This is a genomic window from Amycolatopsis acidiphila, from assembly GCF_021391495.1.
GTDB lineage: Bacteria > Actinomycetota > Actinomycetes > Mycobacteriales > Pseudonocardiaceae > Amycolatopsis_E > Amycolatopsis_E acidiphila.
On the sequence record NZ_CP090063.1, the window covers coordinates 2637473 to 2660952 of the forward strand.

General features: G+C 70.8%; 22 protein-coding genes. 11 read left to right on the forward strand and 11 right to left on the reverse strand.

Translation table 11 applies throughout. From position 1 onward, the window contains the following. Positions 1–4: 4 nt before the first annotated feature. From LWP59_RS12815 to LWP59_RS12850, 8 genes are all read left to right on the forward strand, one after another. Entirely contained in the window at positions 5–763 is a 759-nt protein-coding gene (locus tag LWP59_RS12815; RefSeq protein ID WP_144633315.1) for an SDR family NAD(P)-dependent oxidoreductase, read from the forward strand. Then, on the forward strand, positions 760–1584 hold the full coding sequence (gene menB, locus LWP59_RS12820) for a 1,4-dihydroxy-2-naphthoyl-CoA synthase (protein WP_144633318.1): 825 nt from the start codon (positions 760–762) through the stop codon (positions 1582–1584). Before LWP59_RS12815 ends, menB begins: the two co-directional genes overlap by 4 nt. A 16-nt stretch (positions 1585–1600) precedes the next feature. Further along, entirely contained in the window at positions 1601–2368 is a 768-nt protein-coding gene (locus tag LWP59_RS12825) for an enoyl-CoA hydratase/isomerase family protein (protein ID WP_144633321.1), read from the forward strand. A 123-nt stretch (positions 2369–2491) separates the two neighbouring features. Beyond that, a complete protein-coding gene (locus LWP59_RS12830) occupies positions 2492–3508 on the forward strand; it encodes an LLM class flavin-dependent oxidoreductase (RefSeq protein ID WP_144633324.1) in 1017 nt (338 codons plus the stop codon). Further along, the gene (locus LWP59_RS12835) at positions 3508–4314 is read left to right on the forward strand and encodes an enoyl-CoA hydratase/isomerase family protein (RefSeq protein WP_144633327.1); all 807 of its coding nucleotides are present in this window, start codon (positions 3508–3510) and stop codon (positions 4312–4314) included. The genes LWP59_RS12830 and LWP59_RS12835 overlap by 1 nt, the downstream gene beginning before the upstream one ends. 9 nt (positions 4315–4323) lie before the next feature. Then, a complete protein-coding gene (locus LWP59_RS12840) occupies positions 4324–5139 on the forward strand; it encodes an enoyl-CoA hydratase/isomerase family protein (protein WP_144633330.1) in 816 nt (271 codons plus the stop codon). Positions 5140–5144: 5 nt separating this feature from the next. Next, entirely contained in the window at positions 5145–6077 is a 933-nt protein-coding gene (locus LWP59_RS12845) for a DUF7064 domain-containing protein (protein WP_144633333.1), read from the forward strand. Next, positions 6074–7090, forward strand: coding sequence for a phosphotransferase family protein (locus LWP59_RS12850; RefSeq protein WP_144633336.1), 1017 nt, complete (start codon positions 6074–6076; stop codon positions 7088–7090). The genes LWP59_RS12845 and LWP59_RS12850 overlap by 4 nt, the downstream gene beginning before the upstream one ends. 58 nt (positions 7091–7148) lie before the next feature. On the opposite strand, the gene LWP59_RS12855 is transcribed toward LWP59_RS12850, so the two are convergent. From LWP59_RS12855 to LWP59_RS12895, 9 genes are all read right to left on the reverse strand, one after another. Then, positions 7149–8048 carry an SDR family oxidoreductase gene (locus LWP59_RS12855; RefSeq protein WP_144633339.1) on the reverse strand — a complete coding sequence of 300 codons (900 nt, stop codon included), beginning with the start codon at positions 8046–8048 and terminating at the stop codon, positions 7149–7151. A gap of 13 nt (positions 8049–8061) precedes the next feature. Beyond that, complete coding sequence (locus LWP59_RS12860; RefSeq protein ID WP_144633342.1) at positions 8062–9198, reverse strand: acyl-CoA dehydrogenase family protein; 1137 nt, start codon at positions 9196–9198, stop codon at positions 8062–8064. A gap of 15 nt (positions 9199–9213) precedes the next feature. Next, positions 9214–10008 (reverse strand): enoyl-CoA hydratase-related protein, encoded by a 795-nt coding sequence (locus LWP59_RS12865; protein ID WP_144633345.1) that lies wholly within the window; start codon positions 10006–10008, stop codon positions 9214–9216. A 180-nt stretch (positions 10009–10188) separates the two neighbouring features. Then, on the reverse strand, positions 10189–11127 hold the full coding sequence (locus LWP59_RS12870) for an acyl-CoA dehydratase activase (RefSeq protein ID WP_144633348.1): 939 nt from the start codon (positions 11125–11127) through the stop codon (positions 10189–10191). Next, positions 11124–12494: a 2-hydroxyacyl-CoA dehydratase subunit D gene (locus LWP59_RS12875; RefSeq protein ID WP_144633351.1), complete on the reverse strand. Its 1371-nt coding sequence runs from the start codon at positions 12492–12494 to the stop codon at positions 11124–11126. Before LWP59_RS12875 ends, LWP59_RS12870 begins: the two co-directional genes overlap by 4 nt. Before the next feature lie 27 nt (positions 12495–12521). After that, positions 12522–13688 carry a 2-hydroxyacyl-CoA dehydratase subunit D gene (locus LWP59_RS12880; RefSeq protein ID WP_144633354.1) on the reverse strand — a complete coding sequence of 389 codons (1167 nt, stop codon included), beginning with the start codon at positions 13686–13688 and terminating at the stop codon, positions 12522–12524. Between the two features lie 178 nt (positions 13689–13866). Beyond that, on the reverse strand, positions 13867–14679 hold the full coding sequence (locus LWP59_RS12885; protein ID WP_144633357.1) for a PaaI family thioesterase: 813 nt from the start codon (positions 14677–14679) through the stop codon (positions 13867–13869). 26 nt (positions 14680–14705) lie between these two features. Next, positions 14706–15602: a PaaX family transcriptional regulator gene (locus LWP59_RS12890; RefSeq protein WP_222425411.1), complete on the reverse strand. Its 897-nt coding sequence runs from the start codon at positions 15600–15602 to the stop codon at positions 14706–14708. 39 nt (positions 15603–15641) lie between these two features. Next, complete coding sequence (locus LWP59_RS12895) at positions 15642–16436, reverse strand: SDR family NAD(P)-dependent oxidoreductase (RefSeq protein ID WP_144633360.1); 795 nt, start codon at positions 16434–16436, stop codon at positions 15642–15644. 157 nt (positions 16437–16593) lie between these two features. On the opposite strand from LWP59_RS12895, the gene LWP59_RS12900 reads away from it, so the two are divergent. Together LWP59_RS12900 and LWP59_RS12905 are read left to right on the forward strand one after the other, a co-directional pair. After that, positions 16594–18264, forward strand: a complete 1671-nt coding sequence (locus LWP59_RS12900) for an AMP-binding protein (RefSeq protein WP_144633363.1) — start codon at positions 16594–16596, stop codon at positions 18262–18264. A gap of 123 nt (positions 18265–18387) precedes the next feature. Further along, positions 18388–19062: an alpha/beta hydrolase gene (locus LWP59_RS12905; RefSeq protein ID WP_186383043.1), complete on the forward strand. Its 675-nt coding sequence runs from the start codon at positions 18388–18390 to the stop codon at positions 19060–19062. Between the two features lie 348 nt (positions 19063–19410). Here LWP59_RS12905 and LWP59_RS12910 read toward each other — a convergent pair whose 3' ends face one another. Then, complete coding sequence (locus LWP59_RS12910; RefSeq protein WP_229857998.1) at positions 19411–19743, reverse strand: LysR substrate-binding domain-containing protein; 333 nt, start codon at positions 19741–19743, stop codon at positions 19411–19413. A 276-nt stretch (positions 19744–20019) separates the two neighbouring features. Between LWP59_RS12910 and LWP59_RS12915 the strand changes: the two genes are divergently transcribed. After that, a complete protein-coding gene (locus LWP59_RS12915) occupies positions 20020–22611 on the forward strand; it encodes a hypothetical protein (protein ID WP_144633371.1) in 2592 nt (863 codons plus the stop codon). A 258-nt stretch (positions 22612–22869) separates the two neighbouring features. Here LWP59_RS12915 and LWP59_RS12920 read toward each other — a convergent pair whose 3' ends face one another. Beyond that, positions 22870–23238: a winged helix-turn-helix transcriptional regulator gene (locus LWP59_RS12920; protein ID WP_144633373.1), complete on the reverse strand. Its 369-nt coding sequence runs from the start codon at positions 23236–23238 to the stop codon at positions 22870–22872. Positions 23239–23480: the final 242 nt, after the last annotated feature.

A 23480-nucleotide genomic window follows, 5' to 3' on the forward strand; every position in this document is an offset into this window, starting at 1 on the left:
GCACATGAGCAACCGCGTCGCGCTCGTCACCGGCGGTGCGCAGGGCATCGGGCAGGGCATCGCGCAGACCCTGGGCGAGCAGCAGTACCGGGTCGCGATCGCCGACCTGAACCTCGAGGCCGCCCAGGCCACCGCGAAGTCGATCACCGAGGCGGGCGGCACCGCGCTGGCGGTGCAGGCCGACATCACCGACACCGCGTCGGTGCAGGCCGCGGTCAAGACCGTGACCGAGGAGCTCGGACCGGTGGAGATCGTGGTGAACAACGCGGGCTGGGACGACTTCATGAAGTTCGTCGACACCGACGAGGACTTCTGGAACCGCATCCTGGACATCAACTTCAAGGGCGCGCTGCGGGTCGTCCAGGCCGTCGTGCCGGGCATGATCGAGCGCGGGTTCGGCCGGGTGATCAACATCGGCTCGGACGCCGGCCGCGTCGGGTCCTCGCTGGAGGCGGTGTACTCGGGCGCGAAGGGCGGCATCATCGCGTTCACCAAGACGCTGGCCCGCGAGGTCGCCACGAAGGGCGTCACGGCCAACACGGTGTGCCCTGGCCCGACCGATACCCCGGCGCTGCGCAAGTTCGCCGACAACTCCGGGCAGGACGCCGACAAGGTGCTGGCCGGGATGGTGCGCGGGGTGCCGATGAAGCGGCTGGCCAAGCCGAGCGACGTCGCGGCCGCGGTCGCGTTCTTCGCCTCCGACGCCGCCGAGTACGTCACCGGGCAGACCCTGTCGGTCAGCGGCGGATTGACGATGGCGTGAGCGTCGGCTGGAAGCAGGTCGGCGACTACGCCGACATCCGCCTCGAGCACAGCGGGGACGGGATCGCCAAGATCACCATCTGCCGCCCCGAGGTGCGCAACGCCTTCCGGCCGCAGACGCTGGTGGAGATCTCCGACGCGCTCGACGTGGCCCGCGAGGACACCTCGATCGGGGTGATCATCCTTACCGGGCAAGGAGATCTCGCCTTCTGCTCCGGCGGTGACCAGCGGGTGCGCGGCGACACCGGGTACCTGTCCGAGCCCGGCAGGCCCGGCCGGTTCCACGTCACCGATCTCCACGTGCAGATCCGGCGGCTGCCCAAGCCCGTGGTCGCGATGGTCGCGGGCTACGCGGTCGGCGGGGGACAGGTGCTGCAGCTGGTGTGCGACCTGGCGATCGCCGCCGACAACGCCAGGTTCGGGCAGACCGGGCCGCGGGTCGGCTCCTTCGACGGCGGGTTCGGCGCCGGCCTGCTCGCGAACCTGGTCGGCACCCGCAAGGCCAAGGAGATCTGGTTCCTGTGCCGCCAGTACGACGCGCGGCAGGCGCTGGAGCTGGGGCTGGTCAACACCGTCGTGCCGCTGGCCGGGCTGGAGGCCGAGACCGTGCGGTGGTGCCGGGAGATGCTGGCGCTGTCGCCGTTCGCACTGCGCATGCTCAAGGCGAGCTTCCACGCGGCCGAGGACGGGCTGGCCGGCATCCAGCAGCTCGCGCACGACGCCAACCTGCTGTTCTACGCCTCCGAAGAGGCCAAGGAAGGCCGCGAGGCCTACAAGGACAAGCGCACGCCGGACTTCGGCCGGTTCCCGCGCCGGCCCTGAGTACGAAAGGTTCATCATGAGCGACACCGTGGTCGTCCGCCGCTCCGCCGGGGCCGGTATCGAGGTCTGCACACTGAAGCGCCCGCCCGCCAACGCATTGGGGCTGCCCATCATCGAGGGGCTGCACGCCGCGCTCGACGAGGCAGCCGGCGCGAAGGTCGTGGTCGTGTCGTCGGAGGTCCCGGGCTTCTTCGCGGCGGGCGCCGACATCAAGCACATGTCCTCGATCGACGCGAAGTCGTTCACCGAGTACGGCGACCGGCTGCGCGGTGTGCTCGACCGGCTGGCCGCGCCGGACCGGATCACCATCGCCGCGGTGGACGGCCTCGCCCTGGGCGGCGGGCTGGAGCTGGCCATGGCGTGCACGCTCCGGGTCGGCTCGGCGTCGGCGAGGTTCGGGCTGCCCGAGGTCAAGCTCGGCCTGATCCCGGGCGCGGGCGGGACGCAACGGCTGCCCCGGCTCGTCGGGCGCGGCCGGGCGCTGGACATCATGCTCACCGCGCGCCAGGTCCCGGCCGAGGAGGCGCACGCCATCGGGCTGATCGACCGCCTGGTGCCGGCCGGGACGGCGGAGAAGGCGGCGCTGGAACTGGCGCAGGAGCTGGCCGGGCTGTCGCTGCCGGCGCAGCAGGCGGTGATCCGCACCGTCGACGCGGCCTTCGACCTTCCGCTGGAGCAGGGTTTCCGGTACGAGGTCGAGCAGGAGCAGGAGCTGTTCGAGTCCGGCGAGGCCCGTGAAGGGATCACCGCGTTCCTCGAGAAGCGGCCGGCGAACTTCGCGTGAGCCGTGAGTACCGAGGTGGTTCCGCCGGCCGCCCCGGCGCCGAAGTTCAGCCGGACCCCGGCGACGCTCGGCACGCGTACAAGGTCGGCAGCGATCGGGTGTGATCGCCGTGGAGGGAGAGGGATGTACGGACTGACCGTCTTCAGCTCGGGTTCGGGACCCGAACGGTTCCGCCGGATGGCAGAGCTCGCGGCGAGAGCCGAGGAAGCGGGGTTCGACGCGGTGTGGACCGGCGAGCTGTACAACCGGTCGGCGACCGTGCCGCTGGCGGTGCTGTCGCAGGCCACCAGCCGCGTCCGGCTCGGCACGAACATCGCCTACGGCGTCGGGCGCACCCCGCTGGTGTGGGCGGCCGAGGCCCGCGACCTCGACGAGCTCTCCGGCGGGCGGCTGACCCTCGGCCTGGGCAACGGCACGCCGCGGATGATGGCGGACTGGCACGGCGTCAGCGGCGAGGCCCCGGCCGCCCGGATGGAGGAGCTGGTCACCGTGCTGCGCAAGCTGTGGCGCCTGCACGAAGGCCCGGTCGAGCACGAGGGCCGCTTCTACCGCGTCCGGCTGCGGCCGACCTCCGACACCCCGCCGCCCGTCCAGGAGTACCTGCCGATCTGGACCGCGGGCGTCAACCCGCGGATGATCCGCGCCGCGGGCCGGGTCGCGGACGGGCTCGTCGGGCACCCGATGTTCACCCCGGCCTACCTCGACGAGGTCGTGCGGCCCGGCCTGGCGGCCGGGCTGGCGGACTCGGGCCGGGAACCGGGCGACGTCAAGCTGATGGGCATCCTGATGTGCGCGGTCGACGCCGATGCGGACGCCGCACGACGGCGGCTGGCCTTCGCCGTCGCCCAGTACGCGGCCTCCCGGGTGTACGACCGGCTGTTCGCGCTGCACGGCTGGTCCGCTGCCCAGGCGAAGATCCGCGAGGCCGCGCGCACCGGGGACGGCGACGCGATGACCGCCGCCGTGCCCGACGAGGCGCTCGACGCGGTCGGCGTGGCGTGCCGTCCCGGCGAGCTGAAGGAGCGGGTCGCGGTGCACGCGCGCGACTACGACCACCTCAACCTGGTGAGCGTGCCGTGGGGGCTCAAACCCGACGAGGCGGAGGAAGCGACAGTGGCGATCGTGGCGGGGATGAGCTGATGGTGGAGCTGAAGCTGGAGACGATCGAGCTGGCGGAGCCGGTGCGGGGCGTCGTCGTGGCGACCCTGAACCGGCCGGAGAGCCTCAACTCGATGACGGTGACGATGTTCGCCGAGCTCGAGCGGCTGGCGTTCGCCCTCGGCGATGACGACGACGTGCGGGTGCTGGTCCTCACCGGCGCCGGCAAGGCGTTCTGCGCGGGCTACGACCTCGACGACGCCGACGAGCTGGCCGGGCTGACCGCGCTCGGGATGCTGGAGCGCCAGGAGCACGCCGCGCGCAGCCTGTCCGCGCTGCGGTCGCTGCGGATCCCGGTGATCGCGGCGGTCAACGGCGCCGCGGCCGGCGGCGGGCTGTCGCTCGCGCTCGCCGCCGACATCAGGCTGGCTTCGCAGACCGCGAAGTTCAATGCCGCGTTCGTCCGCATCGGACTGTCGGCGGGCGACCTCGGCGCGTCCTGGCTGCTGCCGCGCATCATCGGTCCCGCCCTGGCTTCGGAGATCGCCTACACCGGCCGGTTCGTGTTCGCGGAGGAGGCGGAGCGCACCGGGCTGGTGAACAAGGTCGTGCCGGGGGAGCGGTTGCTGGAGGAGGCGCTCGCGATGGCCTCGCTCATCTGTGCCAACTCACCGGGCGGCGTGCAGCTGTCGAAGCGGGCGCTGCAGGCGAACATGGAGATCACCTCCTACGCCGCGGCACTGGAGCTGGAGAACCGCGGCCAGGCACTGCTCACCCGCGGCGCGGACATGCCCGAGGCGCTGGCCGCCTTCAAGGAAAAGCGCGCGCCCGACTTCACCGGCCGCTGAGAGGAAACCATGATCGACTTCGACGTGCCGGAGCTGAGCACGTTGCGCATCGAGGAACCCGAGGACGGGATCCTGCTGCTGCGGATCAACCGGCCGGAGCGGATGAACTCGCAGACCGTCGTGATGTTCGGCGAGTTCCTCGTCGCCGCCCGTGCGATGCGCGACAGCAAGGCGCGGGCGCTCATCCTGACCGGCGCGGGGGAGCGGGCCTTCTGCGCCGGCTTCGACCTCGACGAGATCGACGTGATCACCCGCATGGGCGTGCGGGAGTTCCTGCACTTCCAGGAGCTGGCCACCGGGGGCCTGGCCGCGATCCGCGCGCTGCCGTTCCCGGTGATCGCCGCGGTGCACGGCGCCGCGGTCGGCGGCGGGATGGCGCTCGCGCTGGCCGCCGACCTCCGGCTGGCGGCGCAGAGCGCGAAGTTCAGCGCGGCGTTCGTCAAGGTGGGCCTCTCGGCAGGAGAGCTGGGCACGTCCTGGCAGCTGACCCGGCTGGTCGGGCCGGGACGCGCGGCCGAGATCGCCTACACCGCACGGGTCGTCGCCGCCGAGGAGGCGGAACGGATCGGACTGGTGAACCGGGTGGTGCCCGCGCCGGACCTGCTGGGCGAGGCGCTGGCGACGGCACGGCAGATCGCCGGGAACTCGCCCGGCGGCGTGCGGATGTCCAAGCGGGCGCTGCAGCGCAACCAGGAGGTCGCCTCCTACGCGGGCGCACTGGAGCTGGAGAACCGCGGGCAGGCACTGCTGACCCGCTGCGCGGACATGACCGAGGCGCTGGCGGCGTTCAAGGACAAGCGCGCGCCGGAATTCACGGGAAGGTGAGGGACATGGTGACGCTGGGAGACATCGACCCCGGGTTCGGGCCGAACGACGACCTCCGGCACCGGCCCGAGCCGGGCGGCCGGATGCGCGACAGCCTGTTCTGGGAGCTGATCATGCCGGACGAGCAGCTCGGCATGCAGGTCTACCTGTACCTGACCGACCGCGGCAGGACCGGCTACAACGTGTCGGTGTGGGGCCCGGGTGCCGAGCCGGTGGCGTTGAAGCTGGCGCAGGGCACGGTCGGCGACGACGTCGACCTGGACAACTTCGAGTTCGAGGGCCTGACGGTCAAGCAGCCGGAGCTGCGCCGCACCGCGCAGGTCGGCTACACCAGCGACGAGGTGAGCCTGCAGTTCGACTTCACCGCGCTGCACGACGCGTTCAGCTACAAGTGCAACCCCGACGGCCTGCCGTCGTGGTTCGCGGCCAACCGGCTCGAGCAGACCGGCCACGTGACGGGCTTCCTGGAGGTCGGCGGACGGCGCATCACGTTGGACCGCAAGGGGCACCGGGACCACTCGTGGGGGGTGCGCGACTGGGGCGTGCCGCACCACTGGAAGTGGTTCATCGCCTACACCGAGTCCGGCCGGGTGGTGAACGGCTGGATCTGGATCGCCCGCGGCGAATGGGGTTTCGCCGGGTACGTCGTCAAGGACGGCGTGACCATCCCGGTGTCGCACATCGAGCACAAGGCCGAGTACGACGACGGCATGGTGCAGCGGCGGCTTGAGGCCGACGTCGTGGACATCACCGGCGGGACGACGCGGCTGGTGATGGAGTCCTTCGGCGCGGTCAAGCTGCCCACGAAGGACCCGATGGGCACGGTGATCACCGAGGCCGCCTGCCGGGCCACGATCGACGGTGCCGAGGGTGCCGGGCAGTTCGAGACGCACTGGCCGGGGCAGTACCTGCAGCACCTGATCGAGAGCGGATCATGACCTGGGACTGGAACGACGAACAGCGCGACGGGCTGGCGCGGTTCCTCGCCGCGCACGGGATCTGCGCCGGGCCCGTGACCACCCGGCGCATCGGGGACGGGCATTCGAACCTGACGTTCCTGGTGGGCGACGGGCAGCGCCAGGTGGTCGTGCGCCGGCCGCCGCCCCCGCCCGTCCCACCGGGCGCGCACGACGTGCTGCGCGAGGCGAAGCTGATCGGCGCGCTGGCGGGGACCTCGGTTCCGGTGGCCGAGGTGCTCGCGGTCGCGCAGGCCGGCGAGGTGATCGACGTGCCGTTCTACGTGATGAGCTACGTCGAGGGCCCGGTGATCACGTCGCGGACGCCGGACACGCTGAGCACGCCGGGGGACCGGCGCCGGATCGGCGAGTCCCTTGTGGACATACTCGCCGAGCTGCACGCGGTGGACTGGCGGGCGCGCGGGCTCGCCGGGATGGGCCGCCCGGAAGGCTTCAACGCGCGGCACTTCCGCCGCATGGGCCGGCTGATCGCCGACGAGGAGGGCCGCCCCCCGGCCGAGTTCGCGGAGATCGACGCGTGGCTGGCCGCGCACGTGCCCGCCGAGGCGGGTGCGACGGTCGTGCACAACGACTACCGGCTGGGGAACGTCATCGTCGGCCCGGACTCGCCCGGGCGGATCATCGCCGTGCTGGACTGGGAGCTCGCGACGCTGGGTGACCCGCTCTTCGACGTCGGCTACTTCCTGTCGTCCTGGCCGGTGGCCGGGGAGTCCCGGACGCCGACGGAGGACCTGGCCGTGGCGGCGCTGGAGGAGGGCTACCCCACCCGGGCCGAGCTGGCCGCGCGATACGCGTCGGCGACGGGCCGCGATCTGTCCGGTTTGGACTGGTACACCGCGCTGGCCCTGTGGAAGCTGGCGGTGCTCTACGAATACGGCCGCCGCCGCGCGGTGCGGGGTGTGGGCGACGAGTACTACGCCGACGCCGCTCTGGTGAAGGCCTTCCTGACAGCGGCGGAGCAAGCCGCGTCGTGACGCGGACGCTCACAGCGAAAGGGGCCGCCTCGACCTGAGGCGGCCCCTTTCGCTGTGCTCAGACGTTGCGCTGCGCCTTCGCCGCCGCGCTCGCGGCCTTGCTGCGTTCCCTGATCTCCGCCCAGTCCTCATCGGACAGTGACGTTAGCCCGGCGAACGTGCCCGGGCCCGCCAGGCGCTGGCCGCCGTCCATGGCGATCGTCTCGCCGGTCAGGTAGTCGCACGCGTCGGACAGCAGGAAGATCGTCAGGTTCGCCAGCTCCTCGATCGTGCCCATCCGGCCCATCGGCACCTGGTCCGCCTGCGTCGCGCCCACCGCGCTCTTGTCCGTCGGGTTGAGCATCTCCCACGCGTAGTCCGTGGGGATCGGCCCCGGCGCCAGCGCGTTGAGCCGGATGCCGTACTTCGCCCACTCCACCGCCAGCGACATCGTCATCGCGTGCACCGCGGCCTTCGCCATCGCCGAGGGCACCACGAACGCCGAACCGCTCCACACCCAGGTGGTCAGCGTCGACAGCACCACGCCCGGCAGGCCCTGCTCGATCCAGCGGCGCCCGGCCGCGTGGGTGGTGTTGAACGACCCGTTCATCACCGTCGAGCTCACCGCCTCGAACCCGCGTGCGCTCAGCGTCTTCGTCGGCGCGATGAAGTTGGCCGCGGCGTTGTTGATCACGCCGGTGAGCGGGCCGTGCCCGGCCCAGATCTCCGCCATCGCCGCGTCGACCAGGTCTGCATCACGCACGTCCACGGTCTGGAAGTGCACGGTGCCGGGCTTGCCCGCCTCGGCCGCGGCCTCCGCGAGCACCGTCTCCCGACGGCCCCACAGATGCACCTGCGCCCCGTGGTCGGCCAGGTGCCGCGCGACCCCGCGGCCCAGCCCCGTGCCGCCGCCGGTGATCAGGATGCGCTTGCCCGCCAGCAGGTCCGCGGCGAACACGGACTTCCTCGTCGATGCCATCCGGTGTCCCTCTCTACAGCCCGAAGCTCTTGCTGATGATCTCGCGCTGGATCTCGTTGGTGCCGCCGTAGATCGGCGGCGCCAGGGCCTTGCGCACCTGGCCTTCCATGCCGTACTCGCGTGCGTAGCCGTAGCCGCCCATCATCTGCATCGCCTCCAGCGCGGTGTGCTTGGCGATCTCGGTGCACTTGAGCTTCGCCATCGACCCCTCCCGGGCCAGTTGGTCCTCCTCACCGGCGTCGATCCGCGCCGCGACGTCGTAGACGAACGCCTTCGCGTAGGCGATCTCCGTTGCCAGGTCGGCGATCCGGTGCCGGATCGCCTGGAAGCTGCCGATCGTCCGGCCGAACTGCTCCCGCTCCTGCACGTACGCGAGCACGTCGTCCAGCGACCGCTCCGCGGCACCCAGCGACATCGTCGCGATGATGAGCCGCTCGACGGACAGCCCGCGCATCAGGTGCTTCCACGCCTGCCCGGCCTCGCCGACGACGTTCGCGACCGGGATCCGCACGCTGGTGAAGAACAGGTCGTTGACCGTGCGCGGTTCCATCGTCTCGATGCCGCGGATCTCCAGCCCGGGCACGTCGGTCGGCACGATCAGCAGCGTCAGGCCCTGATGCTTGTCGCCGGTGGAGTCGGTGCGGGCCAGCAGCAGGAGGTGCTTGGCGATGTGCGCGGCCGAGGTCCAGGTCTTCTGGCCGTCGACGACGTAGTGGTCGCCGTCGAGCACCGCCCTGATCCGCACCGAGCCCAGGTCCGATCCCGCGCCGGGCTCGGACAGCGCGATGGCCTCCACCTCGCCGGCGCAGAGGCCGCCGAGGATGTCCTTCTTCTGTTCCTCCGTGCCGTAGCGCAGGTACGTCTGCGCGGCGGTCAGGCCGGTGGAGTACGCCGTGATCGGGGCCAGGCCGCGGGAGGTCTCCTCGAGGAACAGGCACTCGTCGACCATGCCCGCCCCGGCTCCGCCGTACTCCTCCGGGATCGACACGCCGAGCCAGCCGAGCGCGGCGAGCTTGCGCAGGATCTCCGGGCTGTTGGCGAGGCTGCCGCCGTCGGTGAGCGCGTCCCGCTGGGCGAGCGTCCGGCACTCGCTGTCGCAGAACTCGCGCACCGCGGCGGCGAACCGTCGCTGTTCCTCGCTGAATCGCATCGTGAACGACCGTTATCAGTTGCCGCGGAAGGCGGAGAAGTCGGGGGTGCGCTTCTCGTTGAAGGCCGTGATGCCCTCGTTGGCCTCCGCGGACTCGCCGAAGGTCTTGAGGTAGGAGTACGCCATCTGGCCGACGGCCGCGAACTGCTCGGTGTCGGTGTTGAACGACTGCTTGAGCACCTTGAGCGCGGTGGGGGACAGGGCCAGGATCTCGTCGGCCCAGGCGCGCACCTCGGCGTGCAGGTCGGCGGCCGGGACGACCTTGTTGACCAGGCCCCAGTTCTCCATCTGGGCCGCGGTGTAGCGGCGGCAGAGGAACCACACCTCGCGAGCGCGCTTCTCGCCGAGGACGCGGGCGAGGTAGCCGGTGCCGAAGCCGGCGTCGAACGAACCGACGCGCGGCCCGTTCTGGCCGAACTTCGCGGTGTCCGCGGCGATGGTGAGGTCGCACAGCACGTGCAGCACGTGGCCGCCGCCGATGGCGAAGCCGTTGACCGCGGCGATCACCGGCTTGGGCACGTCGCGGATGACGTGGTGCAGCGCGTCGATCTCGAAGAGGCCGGAGTCCGACGGGCCGTAGTCGCCGGTCTCCGCGCGCTGCTTCTGGTCGCCGCCCGTGCAGAAGGCCTTCTCTCCGGCGCCGGTCAGGCAGATGACGCCGACCTCGTCGCTGTTCCACGCCTTCTTGAACGCCTTCACCAGTTCGTCGACGGTGCGCGCGCGGAAGGAGTTGTACCGCTCCGGCCGGTTGATCGTGATCCACGCGAGGCCGTTGTCGGCCTTGTACGTGATGTCGGTGAAGTCGTCCATGATGACCCGGGGTCCTTTCCACGTCGAGAAGAACAAGGGCAGCGGCACCCTTGGTGCGCCCGCCTCCCCGAATCTAGGGGCGTGAACGAGCGTTATCAAGGGTGCCGCCGCCGGTGACGGTGCGGGGAAGGTGGATTTACCCCTTAGGAGGGAGGCCGCCTACCCCTTCGTGGAGTCCGGTCAGCCGCGGCGAACGGCGATCGACGCCCCGAGGTGAACGGCACCGCCCGCGGTTCCGTCGCAGCCGGCGCACGAATGGCCGGCGCCGGAGTGGGCGTGCGGGAACAGCTGGACGTCGGTGTCCGCGTCGTGGCCGGGCGGAGCCGGCGGCGTCGTACGCCCGGACGACTCCAGGGCCAGCAGAGCGGCCCCGTACGCGCCGGTGATCTGCGGATGTGCGGGCACCTGGACCTCGAGGCCGAGGGCCCGCGCCAGGAACCGCACCGCGGCGGGGTTCTGCGCCACCCCGCCGGTCATGACGACCGGTGCCCGCCGGCCGACCTGCGCCACCAGCGCCAGCGTCCGGCCCGCGATCGCGCGGTGCACCGAGGCCGCGATGTCCGGCGTGGGAAGCCCCTGCGCCAGCATGGAGACGATCTCGGTCTCGGCGAAGGTCGCGCACATCCCGCTGACCTCGAGGTCCGGGCTGCCGCGCAGCGCGAGCCCGCCCAGGGTCTCGATGTCGCACTCCAGAGCCCTGGCCAGCACCTCGTAGAACCGGCCGGTGCCACTGGCACACCGGTCGTTCATCGCGAAGTCGTCCACCAGGCCGCTCTCGTCGACAACGATCGCCTTGCTGTCCTGTCCGCCGATGTCGACGACCAGCCGCACCCCGGGGCACATCGCCGCCGTGCCGCGGGCGTGACAGGTGATCTCGGTGAACATCCGGTGCGTGCCGGGCACCAGCTTGCGGCCGTACCCGGTCGACACCGTCCCCGACACGTCGCCCTCGGCGATCCCGGCCTCCGCGAGCGCGAGGTCGATGGCCTTCTGCATGCCCTGACGGCTCACCGCCCCCATCTGCACGACACTGGTCGCGACCAGGTCGCCCCGCCCGTCCACGACGGCGGCCTTGGCGGTGGTCGACCCCAGGTCGACGCCCAGGTAGTGGCCGGTCATGCGATCGCGCTGAACCCGTCGGGCAGGGCTCCGCGCTCCCGGCGGACGTCGATCGCCTCGAGCATGGCCACCAGCCGGCTCTCCAGGATGCCGTCCTTGTAGAACGACGCGTCCGCGACGTCGCCTTCGAAGAAGATGGACGGGATGCCCAGCTTGTCCTGTGCCGCCTTGGCGAGCAGGCGCTGCGGCCCGGTGAAGGCGCGGCAGGTGCGCGTGGAGTGGAACACGAGGCCGTCGAGGCCGTACTCCTCGCAGTCGCGCAAGGTCAGGTACTCCAGCGTCTTGGCGCCGTGGTTCGTGGGGCACAGCAGGTAGTGCTGCGCCATGCCCAGAATCGGGTCGGAGGTGTCGATCAGGTGCGGTTCCTGCCAGAACGCGTTCTGGATGTAGCGCCCGGCCAGCACCGCCACGCCGTGCTCGGCGAACTTGCGGGACAGGAAGCCGAGCTTGTTCCAGTTCATGATGCCGTCGAAGTACAGCCGGTACTTCTCGTCCTTGACCGCGGAGACCCCGTTGTCGATCCGGTCGGAGATCTCGTCGCGCACGGCCGCGAAGTAGTCCACCAGCTCCTGGTTCCCGGGCAGGAAGTTGATGGGCGCGACGCTCGCGATCCAGTCCCAGAACGTGGCGGGCGCGGGTTTTGCCTTGCACAGGGCCAGACCTTCACGGCGCAGCTCCGCCGCGCGTTTGATGTGGGTCATGCTCTCGCAGAGCGCGTCGTGGTCGAACGGGCGTCCGGTCTGCTGCTCGAGGAACTCGATGAGGTTGCGCAGCTGCTCGGCGACGAACTTCGACGCGTCCTCCCACTCCTCGCCCCGGAGATACCCGGCGTCGGGCCGGTTTCCCCAGAGGAAGGGGTGCGAGATGTTGAAGATGGGCAGCTTCTTGCCGAAGACCCGGTAGGAGATGCCGTCCCACTGCTGTCCGGTGCTGCAGCCGGCGTAGTTGTTGACGAAGAAGTCCGGCGCGGGCAGCTTCGCGGCCAGCACTTCCTGGTCGTGCGCGCCGACGACACCCGTCTGGTCGCCCTCGGTGCCCTGCAGGGTGAGCACGGAACACCCCAGGTGGGTCCGCGAGTAGGAGCAGAGCTCGGCGTTGTAGCCGTACTCGGCCCCGGCCAGCTGCGCCGGGCCCTCCACGCGCTGGGCGGCCAGCCGCGCCGCGAAAGCCTCGCCGTGGCACCACGCGAGCCCGGCCGCCTGGAACATCGGGTTGAGCGCGCCGCCGTTGTACCAGACGATCTTCTTTCCCCGCTCGCGGGCGGTGAAGAGGTCCTCCCAGTACTCGGAGATCAGCCGGCCGCCGACGCGGGTGATCCCGAGCCTGTTGCTCTTGTCCTCGGCAGGCTTTTCGATCGTTTCCAGCATTTCGACTCGTCTCCTGTCGGTCGGGGTTCAGACGTGCACGGGCCGGCGGCGGCGAGCGCGCTCCACCAGCGTCTCGATCCGCGTGCGGAAGGATTCGAGGGGGATGCCTTCGTGCTCGGTCTCGATCTGAAGCTGCGGGATTCCCGCCGCGTCAAGGCGTTTGCGCAGTTCGGGGTAGTAGAGCATGTGCGGTTCGCAGAACTTCGGTACCAGGTGGATGACCGCTTCGGCAGCACTGACGCGGACGGCGTCCACGAGGTAGCCGTCCCAGTCGACGTCCTGCTGAACCCGTGTGGGGCAGGGGATGGTGACGTTGCGCCGCGCGTACCACTCGCCAAGGGCCTCGACGGGGTCACCGGTCTCCGCGACGTCCGTGGAGACGTAGCGGCGGCCGTGGTAGAGGTCGTCGTCGACGACTGCCGCGCCACTGTCCTCGATGACCTCGAGCAGTTCCCGGCGCGGCGCGTGGCACAGGTGCCCCGACAGGTGCACCCGCACCCTGTCGTCCCGCTCGGACCTGCGTGGCTCCAGCAGGACGTCGGTGAGCAGCGCGTGGTGTTCGACCGGGTCCATCACCATGCTCGAGGTGATGATGTCCTGGAGTTCGACGGGGCCGAACGCGGCATTCCCGGTGGCGCGCTCGTCGAGCAGCCGCCGGATCAGCGCGCGGTCCCGGTTGTACGCGCCGATGCTGTCGCGGAGGGTGCCGAGCTCGACCGGGTTCCCGGTGAACGCCTCGATCTCCGCCCGGATCCGCCGCATCATCGCCGAGACCTGCCGGGGCGCCCAGGGGTCGTTCATGGACGTGTTGAGCATGCCGAGGAACACCGTCGTGTCCGGTTTCAGCGAGCGCACGATGTCGGCCGAGCCGATCAGCTGGATGCAGTGGTCGGCCTGGAAGACCCCGTCGTACACGTCGAAGCGCCCGGTGGCCACCTGGTCGGCCAGGTTGCGGGTGTAACCGCAGTAGAACTCCGCCAGCAGCGCGCGGCCCTCCGTGATCGGCTGCTGGTCGTCCTGGACGATCACCGGCAGCGCGCCCGCGGCGTGCGCCAGCTCGCGCGGGAAGTTCATCGGAAGGATCGCCAGTACCGGACGGCCGGCGTGCCCGGACCGCCACTGCTCGATGTAGACGCGGGGATCGCGCGCCACCTCGACCAGTTTCGCCATGGCTGCGGAAGACGCGTCGGTCATCGCGGATGGTTCCTCTCGTCGATTCTGTCGATACTCTACGCCGTGCGTAATCCAATCACAAGAAACGTAAAACATCGGGAGTGGAGAGGACGGCAACAGGACGTGCTTGGGTTCACTGACGTCTGTATCCGGACGCGCCGACGGCGTGCCTGCCATCCACTGTGGACGCTCGGGAGCGTCAGCGCTCGCCGTGGTGGTGCGCCGAAGCGACGACGCAGAGCTTTCCCGCCTGGTTGAGCCCCGTCACCTGCGTCACGGCCAGCCGGCGGCCGTGGCTGGCGACGTCGGCGTGGAACGTGCCGACATCGCCGCCCACGAGCGGCCGCAGGTAGCTGACGGTCAGCGAAGCCGGGGTCAGGCCGCCGGCCACCGAGTCGACCGCCAGGCCGGCCAGTAGTCCGGTCAGCCAGAGCGTGATCCCGCCGTGCAGCGTCCGCAACGGGTTGACCAGATCGTCCTCGATGGGGATCGAGAGCCGGGCGCGGCCGTCCACGGCCGACGTCCTCTCGCGGACGGTCTCGCCGAGTTCGCCGACCGACCGGCAAGGACCCGCGAAAGCGCTTTCATCGGACTGTCCGGCAGGGGCCCGCTCGATGAACCGCCCCCACTGACGGCATCGAGCGACCAGTTCGCCGTCCGACGCGAGGACCGAGCCCTCCGCCAGCCCGGTCCGCCCGGATGCGTGCACGACACGGGCCTGGGCGGACAGCCGCGTGCCGTCGGCCGGCAGCGGGCTGAGGAAATCGAGCGAGATCTCGGTGCTCACCGACCACCAGCCGGCGGGCGCCGACCCGATCAGCGCGTAGCCGAGCACGTTGTCCGCCAGCACGCCCACCGCCGAGGCCTCGCCCGGCCCGCTCGACCAGGGGCCATTGGTCATGAACCCCCGGCATTCGTCCCCGTCGGCGCTCAGGCCGCCGACGCCGAACAAGGCCTCGGGACCGCCGGGGTGGAAGTCCTGCCGGTTGTCACGCGAAGTAGCCGCGTCCATTCAAGCACCTCGTATTCCGGGGCGGGTCACGGTGTGTTGATCTCGGCGAAGCGCCGCCGCACGACCGGCGTCCACTGCGCCCGCAGTGCCTCGATCCGCCGGGCCACCCGGCGGCCGACCCAGTCCGGCAGGATGGCCTCGGGCAGCTGCGGGTCCGCCCGCGGGAACTCCTGCCACTCACTGATCACCCGGATGTGCGCGAAGAGGGTCTCGTTGGCATCCGCCGGGTGCAGGGCGTCCATCGCCTCCCACACCTGCTCGTAACGGGACCGCAGGGTGGCCAGGTCCCAGCCCCGCTCGACGATCTCCTCCTGCGGGATGCCGATGGCACCGACGTTGCCGGTGAAGGCGAAGGTGTACTGCTTGAGCCCGAGCGTCTCCAGGAGCCGGCCGACCTCGTCGGAACGCTCGACGTGGGGCGTCAGCCACAGCCCCGGCACCGGGTTGCCGAAGCCGGCCCAGGTGAGGCCGGCGTACAGCGGCCTGCGGGAGCGGCGGAGCGACTGGGGGATGATCGTCCACAGCGCCAGCCAGGTGCCGTCCCAGCCGGTGAACGGGTCGCTCAGCGAGTAGACGCGGCGGGAGCCGGTCTCGAAGATGTGCACCAGCTTGTCCGTGAGCGTCCACCGCACCTCGCGTCCCTGGCGTTCCGGGGTGATCCAGCCGGACGCGGACGCTCGCGCGATCGCCTGCCGGGCCGTCTGCTCCTCGATGCCCAGCCCCTTCAGCACGTACACCAGGGTCGAGGTCCACACGGGCTGCCCGGTGGGCCACACCAGTTCACCGAGGATGGTGATCAGCAACGACCGGGCGCTGCCATGTGTCAGGGTGCTGTCGACGGACTCGCGCGGCGACGTTTCGAGCGCGCCGGGGGTCGGCATCTGCGCCTCCTGGTGGTCGGTCGGCGGGTCGGTACTCGGCACGTCGAGCAGGCTATCGGGGGCACCTCGTGATGGCTGGGCTCAGCCCGCGGAGATGCCGCCGTTGACGCTGATGACCTGCCCGGTCAGCTTGGCGGACCCGGGACCGCCGAGGAACACGATCACCGAGGCGAGGTCCTCCGGCTCGGCGACTCCCAGGTGCGCCTGGCGCGCCGCCTTTTCGAACAGCGCCTTGCTGAAGCCGTCGCGCAGGACGTTCTCGGCGGTCGGGGTGCCGGCGATCAGCGACGGCGTCACGGCGTTGACCCGCACTCCGTCGCGCTTGGCCTCGATGGCGGTGACGCGCGAGAACATGACGATGGCCGCCATGGCGGCGCCCAGTACGGCTTCGCCTGGCGTCGGCACCTTGGCCGCGTCGGAGGCGAGGTTGATGATGCTGCCGCCGCCCTGTTCCTGCAGCAGCGGCAGCACGGCGCGGGTCAGGTTCATCGGGGGCAGCGCCTGGCGGGTCAGGATCGCGCAGACCTCGTCCTGCGGGGTCCGGTGCAGCAGCTCGGGCCGGTAGCTGCTGGTCATCGAGTTGACCAGCACGTCGATCGTGCCGAGGCTGCGCCGCGCCTCGGCGACGGAGGCGTTCACGTGGTCGATGTCGTCCGCATCGGTCGGGATGAACACCACCTCGGCCTCCGGGCACTGCTGCAGGACCCGCTCGCGAGCGGCCTTGCCGCGTTCGGTGTTCCTCGCGAGAAGGGCGATACGGCGGACCCCGGCGGCCGCGAACCCGAGGGCGCTCGCCAGTCCCACGCCCGACGTACCCCCGGCGATGACGACGCCGGAGCCGGGATAGTCGCGAACGAGGGGCGGGTGCGCGGGCATGGGACCTCCGGATCGACGTGGGTGAGCGAGACTTTACATCCAGTGCAACTCGAACCATACTCACGTCAAATTATTTTCGGCCAGACCTTTTGCAAGGTTGGACCGAAGATTGTACTCTTCGGTGACTCGAGTCACATCGATACAAGGGAGTAGCGAGATGGCCGACGTCCGGGTCCTGGACACGTCCTACTGGCCTGCCGAGCCGGGGGACGTGCACGACGTCACGGTCTGCGAGACGCTTCGGCACGCTGCCGCGACGGTGCCGGACCGGCCGGCGCTGGTCGACTGCGTGCAGGACGCCGGGGCCCGGAAAGCCTGGACCTATGCCGAGCTCGCGGCGGACGCGGAGCGTGTCGCGCGGGCGTTGCTGACCACGTTCTCGCGTGGCGACCGCATCGCCGTCTGGGCTCCGAACAGCGCGAACTGGATCGTGCTGCAGCACGGGATCGCCATGGCCGGGATGGTGCTGGTGGCGCTCAACCCCGCCTACCGCGCCCGGGAGATGGGCTTCGTGCTCAGGCAGTCCGGAGCCGTCGGGCTGTTCTGTCCGGAGCGCTACCGGGGGTTCGACATGCGAGGCATGATCGAGGACATTCGCCCGGAGACGCCCGCGCTGCGCGAGGTCGTGACCTTCGAGGAGTGGGACGCTTTCCTCGACCGCGGGGATCCGGGTCTGGTGCTCCCGGAGGTGGGGCCCGACGACGTGATCCAGATCCAGTACACATCCGGGACGACCGGCTTTCCCAAGGGTGCCATGCTGCACCACAAAGGACTGGTGAACGAAGCCCGGCACGTCGCCGAGCGGGCGGGCATGAGCGACGGTGGGGTGTACGTCAACGCGATGCCGATGTACCACATCGGTGGCGGTGCGGTGACCTCGTTCGGGGCCTGGGCCAAGCGCGGCACGTTCGTGATCCTGCCCGGCTTCGAGGCCGGGTTGCTGTTGGAGGCGCTCGAGACCTACCGCGGCACCCACACCCTGGTCGTCCCGACGATGCTGATCGCGATGCTCGACCACCCGGATCGCGCCCGGCGCGACCTGACGAGTGTGCAGACGATCCTCAGCGGGGCGGCCTCGGTGCCGGCGTCGCTCGTGCGGAAGACGCAGAAGCTGCTGAACTGCCAGTTCAGCATCCTTTTCGGACAGACCGAGACGCACGGGGTCGTCAGTCAGACCAGGGTGACCGACTCGCCGGAGGACCAGGCGGAGACGGTCGGCCGGCCGTTGCCGCAGCTGGAGGTCAAGATCGCCGACGAGGTCACCGGAGAGCCGGTCGCGCTGCACGAGACCGGGGAGATCTGCTGCCGTGGCTACCAGAACATGCTGGGCTACTACCGGATGGAGACCGAGACCACGTCGACGATCGACGCGGACGGCTGGCTGCACATGGGCGATCTCGGCTCGATGGACGAGCGGGGGTTCATCAGTATCCGCGGCCGGATGAAGGACATGATCATCCGCGGTGGCCTGAACATCTACCCCGCCGAGATCGAGGGCGCGCTCGGCGACCACCCCGCGATCGAGTACGCGGCGGTGATCGGGGTGCCCGACGCCAGGTGGGGGGAGCAGATCGGCGCGGTCGTGACGTTGCGCGAGGGTGTCGAACGTCCTTCGGTGGAGGAGCTGACCGACTACCTGCGGGCGGAGATCGCGCCCCACAAGACGCCGGTCTACTGGGCGTTCGTCGACCAGATGCCGGCCACGCCCAGCGGCAAGATCCAGAAGTTCGTACTGCGCGAGCGCGTCGAAAGCGGAGCCCTCGCCTTCGACGCCGTCCGCTCGGCGAGCGCCGGCCCAGCGGACGCTGCCGAGCGGGTGTCTCGCTGAACGACGGGCGATCGTGGCCTCGGGCCGAAAACCAACGGCTGCGAAGAGATTCGTCCGCTAACCTCGTTCCACCACGAATTCCAGCGCGTCGCATCGCCCGGGCGATACGAGGAGGCGGTTCCGGTGACGGTGGTCCTGGTGCACGGTGCCTGGCACAGCCCGTGGCACTGGCATGCGGTCGTCCCGCACCTGGCGATGCCGGCGGTGACCGTGGACCTGCCCAGCTGCGGCCCCGAGCACGCCGACATGCACGCGGACGCCGCCGCGATCCGGCGGGTGCTCGACGAGCACGCCGACGTCACGCTGGTCGCCCATTCCTACGGGGGCATCCCGGCCACGGAAGCGGCCGCCGGCCACCCGGCCGTGCGCAACCTGCTGTACTTGGCCGCCTACAACGCCGATCTCGGCGAGACACTGGCCGCGTTCGCCCCGGAGGATCCCGCCGAAGCCAACATCAGGCCCGAACAGGACTGCGAGCTGACCGAGGACGGGATGCTGGCGTTCCGGCCCGACCGCGCGATGCTCGTGCTCTTCCACGACTGCCCCGACCCGTCCGAGGCGGCGCGACACCTGCGGCCGATGCGGCCGATGTTCACCCAGCAGGCGCCGGATGCCGTGGCGTGGAAGGAAATCCCTTCCACCTATGTGGTCTGCACCCGCGACCGCGCGACCGCCGTCGGGGTGCAGCGCCGGCTCAGCGCGCGCGCCCAGCAGGTCCTCGAAATCGACACCGGGCATTCGGCGTACCTGGCGCGTCCCGAGCGGGTGGCAGAGATCATCACCGAGGTCGCGTCGTAGCTTCCGTGGCACGGCAACGAAGTTCATCTGCGCCGACGGTCGGCGCCACGTCGCGCAGCGCGTCCGGCCCGGCCATGGGCAGCGGCACGACCCTCGGCATCAGGCAGACGCCGAGCCCCTCGGCGACCAGCAGGTCCTCGTGGTCGGTCCACGCATGCCGGAGCCGCCCACTGCACGATGCTCAGGTGTTCGTCCAGGACCAGGGCTACCGGCTGCTGCTCGCTGACGAGGCCGACGTGGCCCTGGTGCTGCCCGGCCCGGACGCGCCGCCCGTCACCGACGTCCGCTTCGAGCAGACACCGTTGCTGACGGCGAGCGCCGGGGCGGTGGTCAGGGACCGGCTCACCGTCAGGGCATCGCGGCTTTGCCGAGGCCGCTCGCGGGCAGGCGGGCGGCGGGCCGGCTGTCGGCCTGCTCCCGCAGGGCGTGCAGGAAGGCCCGGGCGGCGTGGGAGGGAGACTCCCTGCTGAGCGCCCGCACCTCGCGGGTAGCCCAAGCCGCCGGATCACGTACCGGCAGCCACACCACGTCCGCCGGCACCGTGTCGGCCGCGAGCCCGGGTACGACGGCGATGCCCAGGCCCGCGGCCACCAGGCCGAACCGGGTCGGCCACTGCCGGGCCGAGTACCCGATCCGTGGGTTCGCTGGCAGGACGTCGCACTGGCCGCGTACGGCTGACACTGCCTCGAATCGGATAAATGTTCCGATCCGGGGCGGAAGTCGGCCAGTACGGTCCAATGTGGACTTCGTTCGAAAGTTTTCGCTCCGGCCCCTGTTCTTGACCGGCGGTGAGGTGTCGGTTAATTTCTGTTGCGGCATCGGAGGAACACCCCGACCCGGTGCCGTCGCACGTTCCGTGGAAGCGCTTTCTCCGCGTTCGCTCGACGCGTGCGTTGACAACGTTGTCATGCCGCAATGCGCCGGACTGCCCTTCGGGCTGCCGGCCGAAGGAGAGCCGTGAACAGCGAGCGACAGATCTTCCCCGGACCCGGGGCTGGGCCCGCGGTGAGCCGCCGGTCCTTCGTCCTGCTGACGGGCGCGACGGGCGCGGCGGCGCTCGTCGGCGGGGCCCCCGTGGCCTCCGCGGCGCCGGCGCGCCCCGCACCCCCCGGACCGCTCACCACCGCGCAGTCGCTGGGCGTGAACGCGACCGGGTACGACCGCCGGATGACCGACGCCGAGATCCCCGGACTGCTGCGGCAGGCGGGCATCGGGCTGATCCGCTATCCGGGTGGCGGGAACGCCGACGGGTTCGACTGGCGGACCGATGGTCCGTTCACCTGGCCCCTGTTCGTGCAGCTGGACCAGCAGGTCGGCGCCGCGCCGCTGATCACGGTGAACTACGGGCAGACGGCGCTGGGACCGGCTGTGGCGGCCGACTGGGCTGCCGACGCGGTGCGGCGTCCCGGCTGGGACAGCCGGACGGCCCTGTGGGTCCTCGGCAACGAGGGATACGGGCCGTGGGAGATCGACGAGCATCCCGACTCGCACACCCCGCAGTCCTACGCGCAGCACGCGCGGGAGTACTTCGAGGCGATCCATCGCGCCGATCGCTCCGCCCGCGTCGGGTTCCCGATGACGATCGACCGGGATGTCGCGGCGGGGACCGGCACCTGGGTGCCCGACCCCGACCGGTGGAACCGCACGGTGTTGTCGGCCAACCGGGACCAGGTGGATTGGATCGATTTCCACTGGTACCCGGTCTTCGGCGTGCCGGTCCTGTCCAACGCGCAGATCTTCGAGACGGTCCGGCGGATCCCGGGCGCGATGCGCTACCTCGCCGGGGTCATCGCCGAATCGGGCTCCCGCGCGCCGGTCTTCGTGAGCGAGTCCAACATCTCGCAGTCGGAGATCGTGTACAACGCTCAGCCCGTGGCGGCGCTGTACGCGGCGGCCACCGCGCTGACGTTCCTGTCCCACGGCGCGCATTCGTTCCTCTGGTGGCAGGTGCACAACACGGACGACATGAACGGGGACTTCGGCTTCCTGTCCGACGGCACCGGAAGCCCCGGCCCGAGCGCGACGACCCTGAGCGCTCCCGCCCGCGCGGGCGATCGGCAGCTACGGGTGACGTCCACCGACGGTTTCCACTACGGCCACCGGTTCACGATCGGCAGCGGAGCAGGTCAGGAGTCGCGGAAGATCACCGCGATCGGCGGCGGCACCGTGTTGTCCGCGCCCGCGGCCGCCGGCAGTAGAACGATTCACGTCGGTGCTGTGGTCCCGTTCGCCCCGGGCACCGAGATCACCATCGGCAGTGAGGCCACCGCCGAACGCGGCACGGTCAAGACGGTCGGCACCGGCGCCGGGGCCGCGGCGCTGGCCGCGCCGGCCGCACCGGGCGACCGCACCCTCTACATCGTCGGCGAGGGGATGGGCGGGCAGAGCATCCCGGTGTTCATGCCGATCTCGCTCGCCCCTGGCGCGCAGGTCGTGGTGGGCAGCGGCGCGGACGCCGAAACCGTCACCGTGGCCTCGGTCGGCACGTCCTCGAGCCTCGCAACGACCACGGTCGCGCCCGTCTCGCCCGGCGAGAAGACCGTGTATGTCGCCGAGACCGCCAACACCAACACCGGCGTCGCCCACTATGTCGGAGATCTCATGACCGTCGGGGACGGCGTGCGGGGGGAGAGCGGCGTCATCGTGGCCGTCGGTACCGCCGCCGCGGCCCCGACCACCGTCGCGACCGGCACCCGGGCAGGGGACGGCTCGGTCCGCCTCGCCCAGTCCGCGAATATCACCCTCGGCCACGCCATTCAGCTCGGCACAGGTGCCGCGACGGAGCGGGTGACGGTGCGGGCCGTCGGCACCGACGGCACCCTCTACCTCACGACTCCGCAGCGGTTCGCCCACGCCGCGGGCACCGCGGCCCGCGACCTCGGCACCGGGATCACCCTGGACCGGGCACTCCGGCAGCCACATCCTGCCGGCAGCGCGGCGCGGGATGCCGGGTCCGGCCTCCGGCTGACCGCACCCGTACGGCGGCGCCACGCCGGCGGCGACCAAGTGATGACCGAAGGCACCGGCGTCACGTTGTCCGGACCACTGACCCGCTCGCACGCGACGGGGGAGCCCGCTTCGAGCAGCGGCATCACCTTCACCCCGCCGCTGTCCGCGGCGCACCCGGAAGGGACGCCCGTGAACGAGACCGGACTGCGGGAGCCGCCGCCGAACACACCGATGCCGGCCTTCTGGGGCTACGTGCTGACCTCGGAGCTCACCCGGCCCGGAGCGCGGATCACCGCGCTGGACTCGCCGTTGTCCTCGGTACTGGCGTTCGGTTCGACGCGGCCGGGCACGACCGCCGTCATGCTGATCAACACCGACGACGCGGCCGCCGTCACGGCGTCGGTGGCAGGATTGGCTTCCAGCGGGCCCGTGCGCACCCTGCGCTACGGACTGACCGGCCCGGTGATCACCGAGAGCGCGACCAGTCTCGCCGAGGTGCGCCGGGGACTCGCTCTGGCGTCCGAGTCGATCACCGTGCTGGTGGCGGCGTCCACTCAGGACGGACAGGCGCTCACGCTGCGAGCGACGGAAGCGAGCTGACGACCGGGTCGGGGTCCCAGGCGTGCCCGCAGCAGTGGGTGGCGTCGGCGAGGAGGAGGCCCGAGACCAGATCCGGGCGCGCGGCGGCCAGGGTCAGTGCGATGGATCCGCCGGTCGGGTACCCGGGTCACGGTGACCGGCTTGGACGGCTACCGTGCCTGCTTGCGCATCGACGACCTCCTCGCGGACGGGTCGCTTCGCGCAGGGGCCGCTGGGTGCAACGGAAAGTGGGCGCCGGGCGGTGGAACGATGTCGCGGTCAGCTCACGCTGGAGTCACGCGGGCGGCGGGAGTTCTTGCCGAGTGCCCCGGCCCACCGCACGCTCCACGCCTCCAGGGGAGCGATCGCGTCGACCAGCTGGCGCCCGGGCTCGGTGAGCTGGTAGCCCTCGTCGTCGATCGAGACGAGTTGCGTGCCGGTCAGTTCGTTGAGCCGGACGCTGAGCACGCTGGAGGACATGTTCTCGCATCGGCGCTGCAGGTCGCGGAAGCCTGCGGGCGCCTGGCTCAGCTCCCACAGGATGCGCATGCTCCAGCGCCGGCCGAGAAGGTCGAGTGCGGCCATGATCGGTCGGCCTGTTTCGGAACCCCGGACCGGCTTGCCCGGTCTCGGTGCGCTCGCTGCCATGCCCACTCCTCGAAGTTTGGTTAGCGAAGCACTATACCGGCCTTTCGGCGCGCTGTTCCAAACTTACGGATACGCGGGCACGAGCGCGGGCTTCCCGGGTGTCGCTCTACCATTTCTTCCAGCTGGGCAAGGAAGATCTGGCGATCGTCGCTCGCCGACGGTGCTGACGGTCCCGAAATCATGCCGAGAATGGCGGGGCAGGTCAAGGCTGGCAGAGGCGTTCCATCCTGGCGGCTCGGTGC

Bases quoted from the DNA above. Each gene is read 5' to 3' on its own strand.
- LWP59_RS12830 (WP_144633324.1), top strand. From the start codon at position 2,492: ATGTACGGACTGACCGTCTTCAGCTCGGGTTCGGGACCCGAACGGTTC.
- LWP59_RS12895 (WP_144633360.1), bottom strand. From the start codon at position 16,436: ATGCCCGCGCACCCGCCCCTCGTTCGCGACTATCCCGGCTCCGGCGTC.
- LWP59_RS12825 (WP_144633321.1), top strand. From the start codon at position 1,601: ATGAGCGACACCGTGGTCGTCCGCCGCTCCGCCGGGGCCGGTATCGAG.
- LWP59_RS12885 (WP_144633357.1), bottom strand. From the start codon at position 14,679: ATGGACGCGGCTACTTCGCGTGACAACCGGCAGGACTTCCACCCCGGC.
- LWP59_RS12850 (WP_144633336.1), top strand. From the start codon at position 6,074: ATGACCTGGGACTGGAACGACGAACAGCGCGACGGGCTGGCGCGGTTC.
- LWP59_RS12920 (WP_144633373.1), bottom strand. From the start codon at position 23,238: ATGGCAGCGAGCGCACCGAGACCGGGCAAGCCGGTCCGGGGTTCCGAA.
- LWP59_RS12840 (WP_144633330.1), top strand. From the start codon at position 4,324: ATGATCGACTTCGACGTGCCGGAGCTGAGCACGTTGCGCATCGAGGAA.
- LWP59_RS12875 (WP_144633351.1), bottom strand. From the start codon at position 12,494: ATGCTGGAAACGATCGAAAAGCCTGCCGAGGACAAGAGCAACAGGCTC.
- LWP59_RS12880 (WP_144633354.1), bottom strand. From the start codon at position 13,688: ATGACCGACGCGTCTTCCGCAGCCATGGCGAAACTGGTCGAGGTGGCG.
- LWP59_RS12860 (WP_144633342.1), bottom strand. From the start codon at position 9,198: ATGCGATTCAGCGAGGAACAGCGACGGTTCGCCGCCGCGGTGCGCGAG.
- LWP59_RS12845 (WP_144633333.1), top strand. From the start codon at position 5,145: ATGGTGACGCTGGGAGACATCGACCCCGGGTTCGGGCCGAACGACGAC.
- LWP59_RS12815 (WP_144633315.1), top strand. From the start codon at position 5: ATGAGCAACCGCGTCGCGCTCGTCACCGGCGGTGCGCAGGGCATCGGG.
- LWP59_RS12835 (WP_144633327.1), top strand. From the start codon at position 3,508: ATGGTGGAGCTGAAGCTGGAGACGATCGAGCTGGCGGAGCCGGTGCGG.
- LWP59_RS12870 (WP_144633348.1), bottom strand. From the start codon at position 11,127: ATGACCGGCCACTACCTGGGCGTCGACCTGGGGTCGACCACCGCCAAG.
- LWP59_RS12855 (WP_144633339.1), bottom strand. From the start codon at position 8,048: ATGGCATCGACGAGGAAGTCCGTGTTCGCCGCGGACCTGCTGGCGGGC.
- LWP59_RS12865 (WP_144633345.1), bottom strand. From the start codon at position 10,008: ATGGACGACTTCACCGACATCACGTACAAGGCCGACAACGGCCTCGCG.
- LWP59_RS12900 (WP_144633363.1), top strand. From the start codon at position 16,594: ATGGCCGACGTCCGGGTCCTGGACACGTCCTACTGGCCTGCCGAGCCG.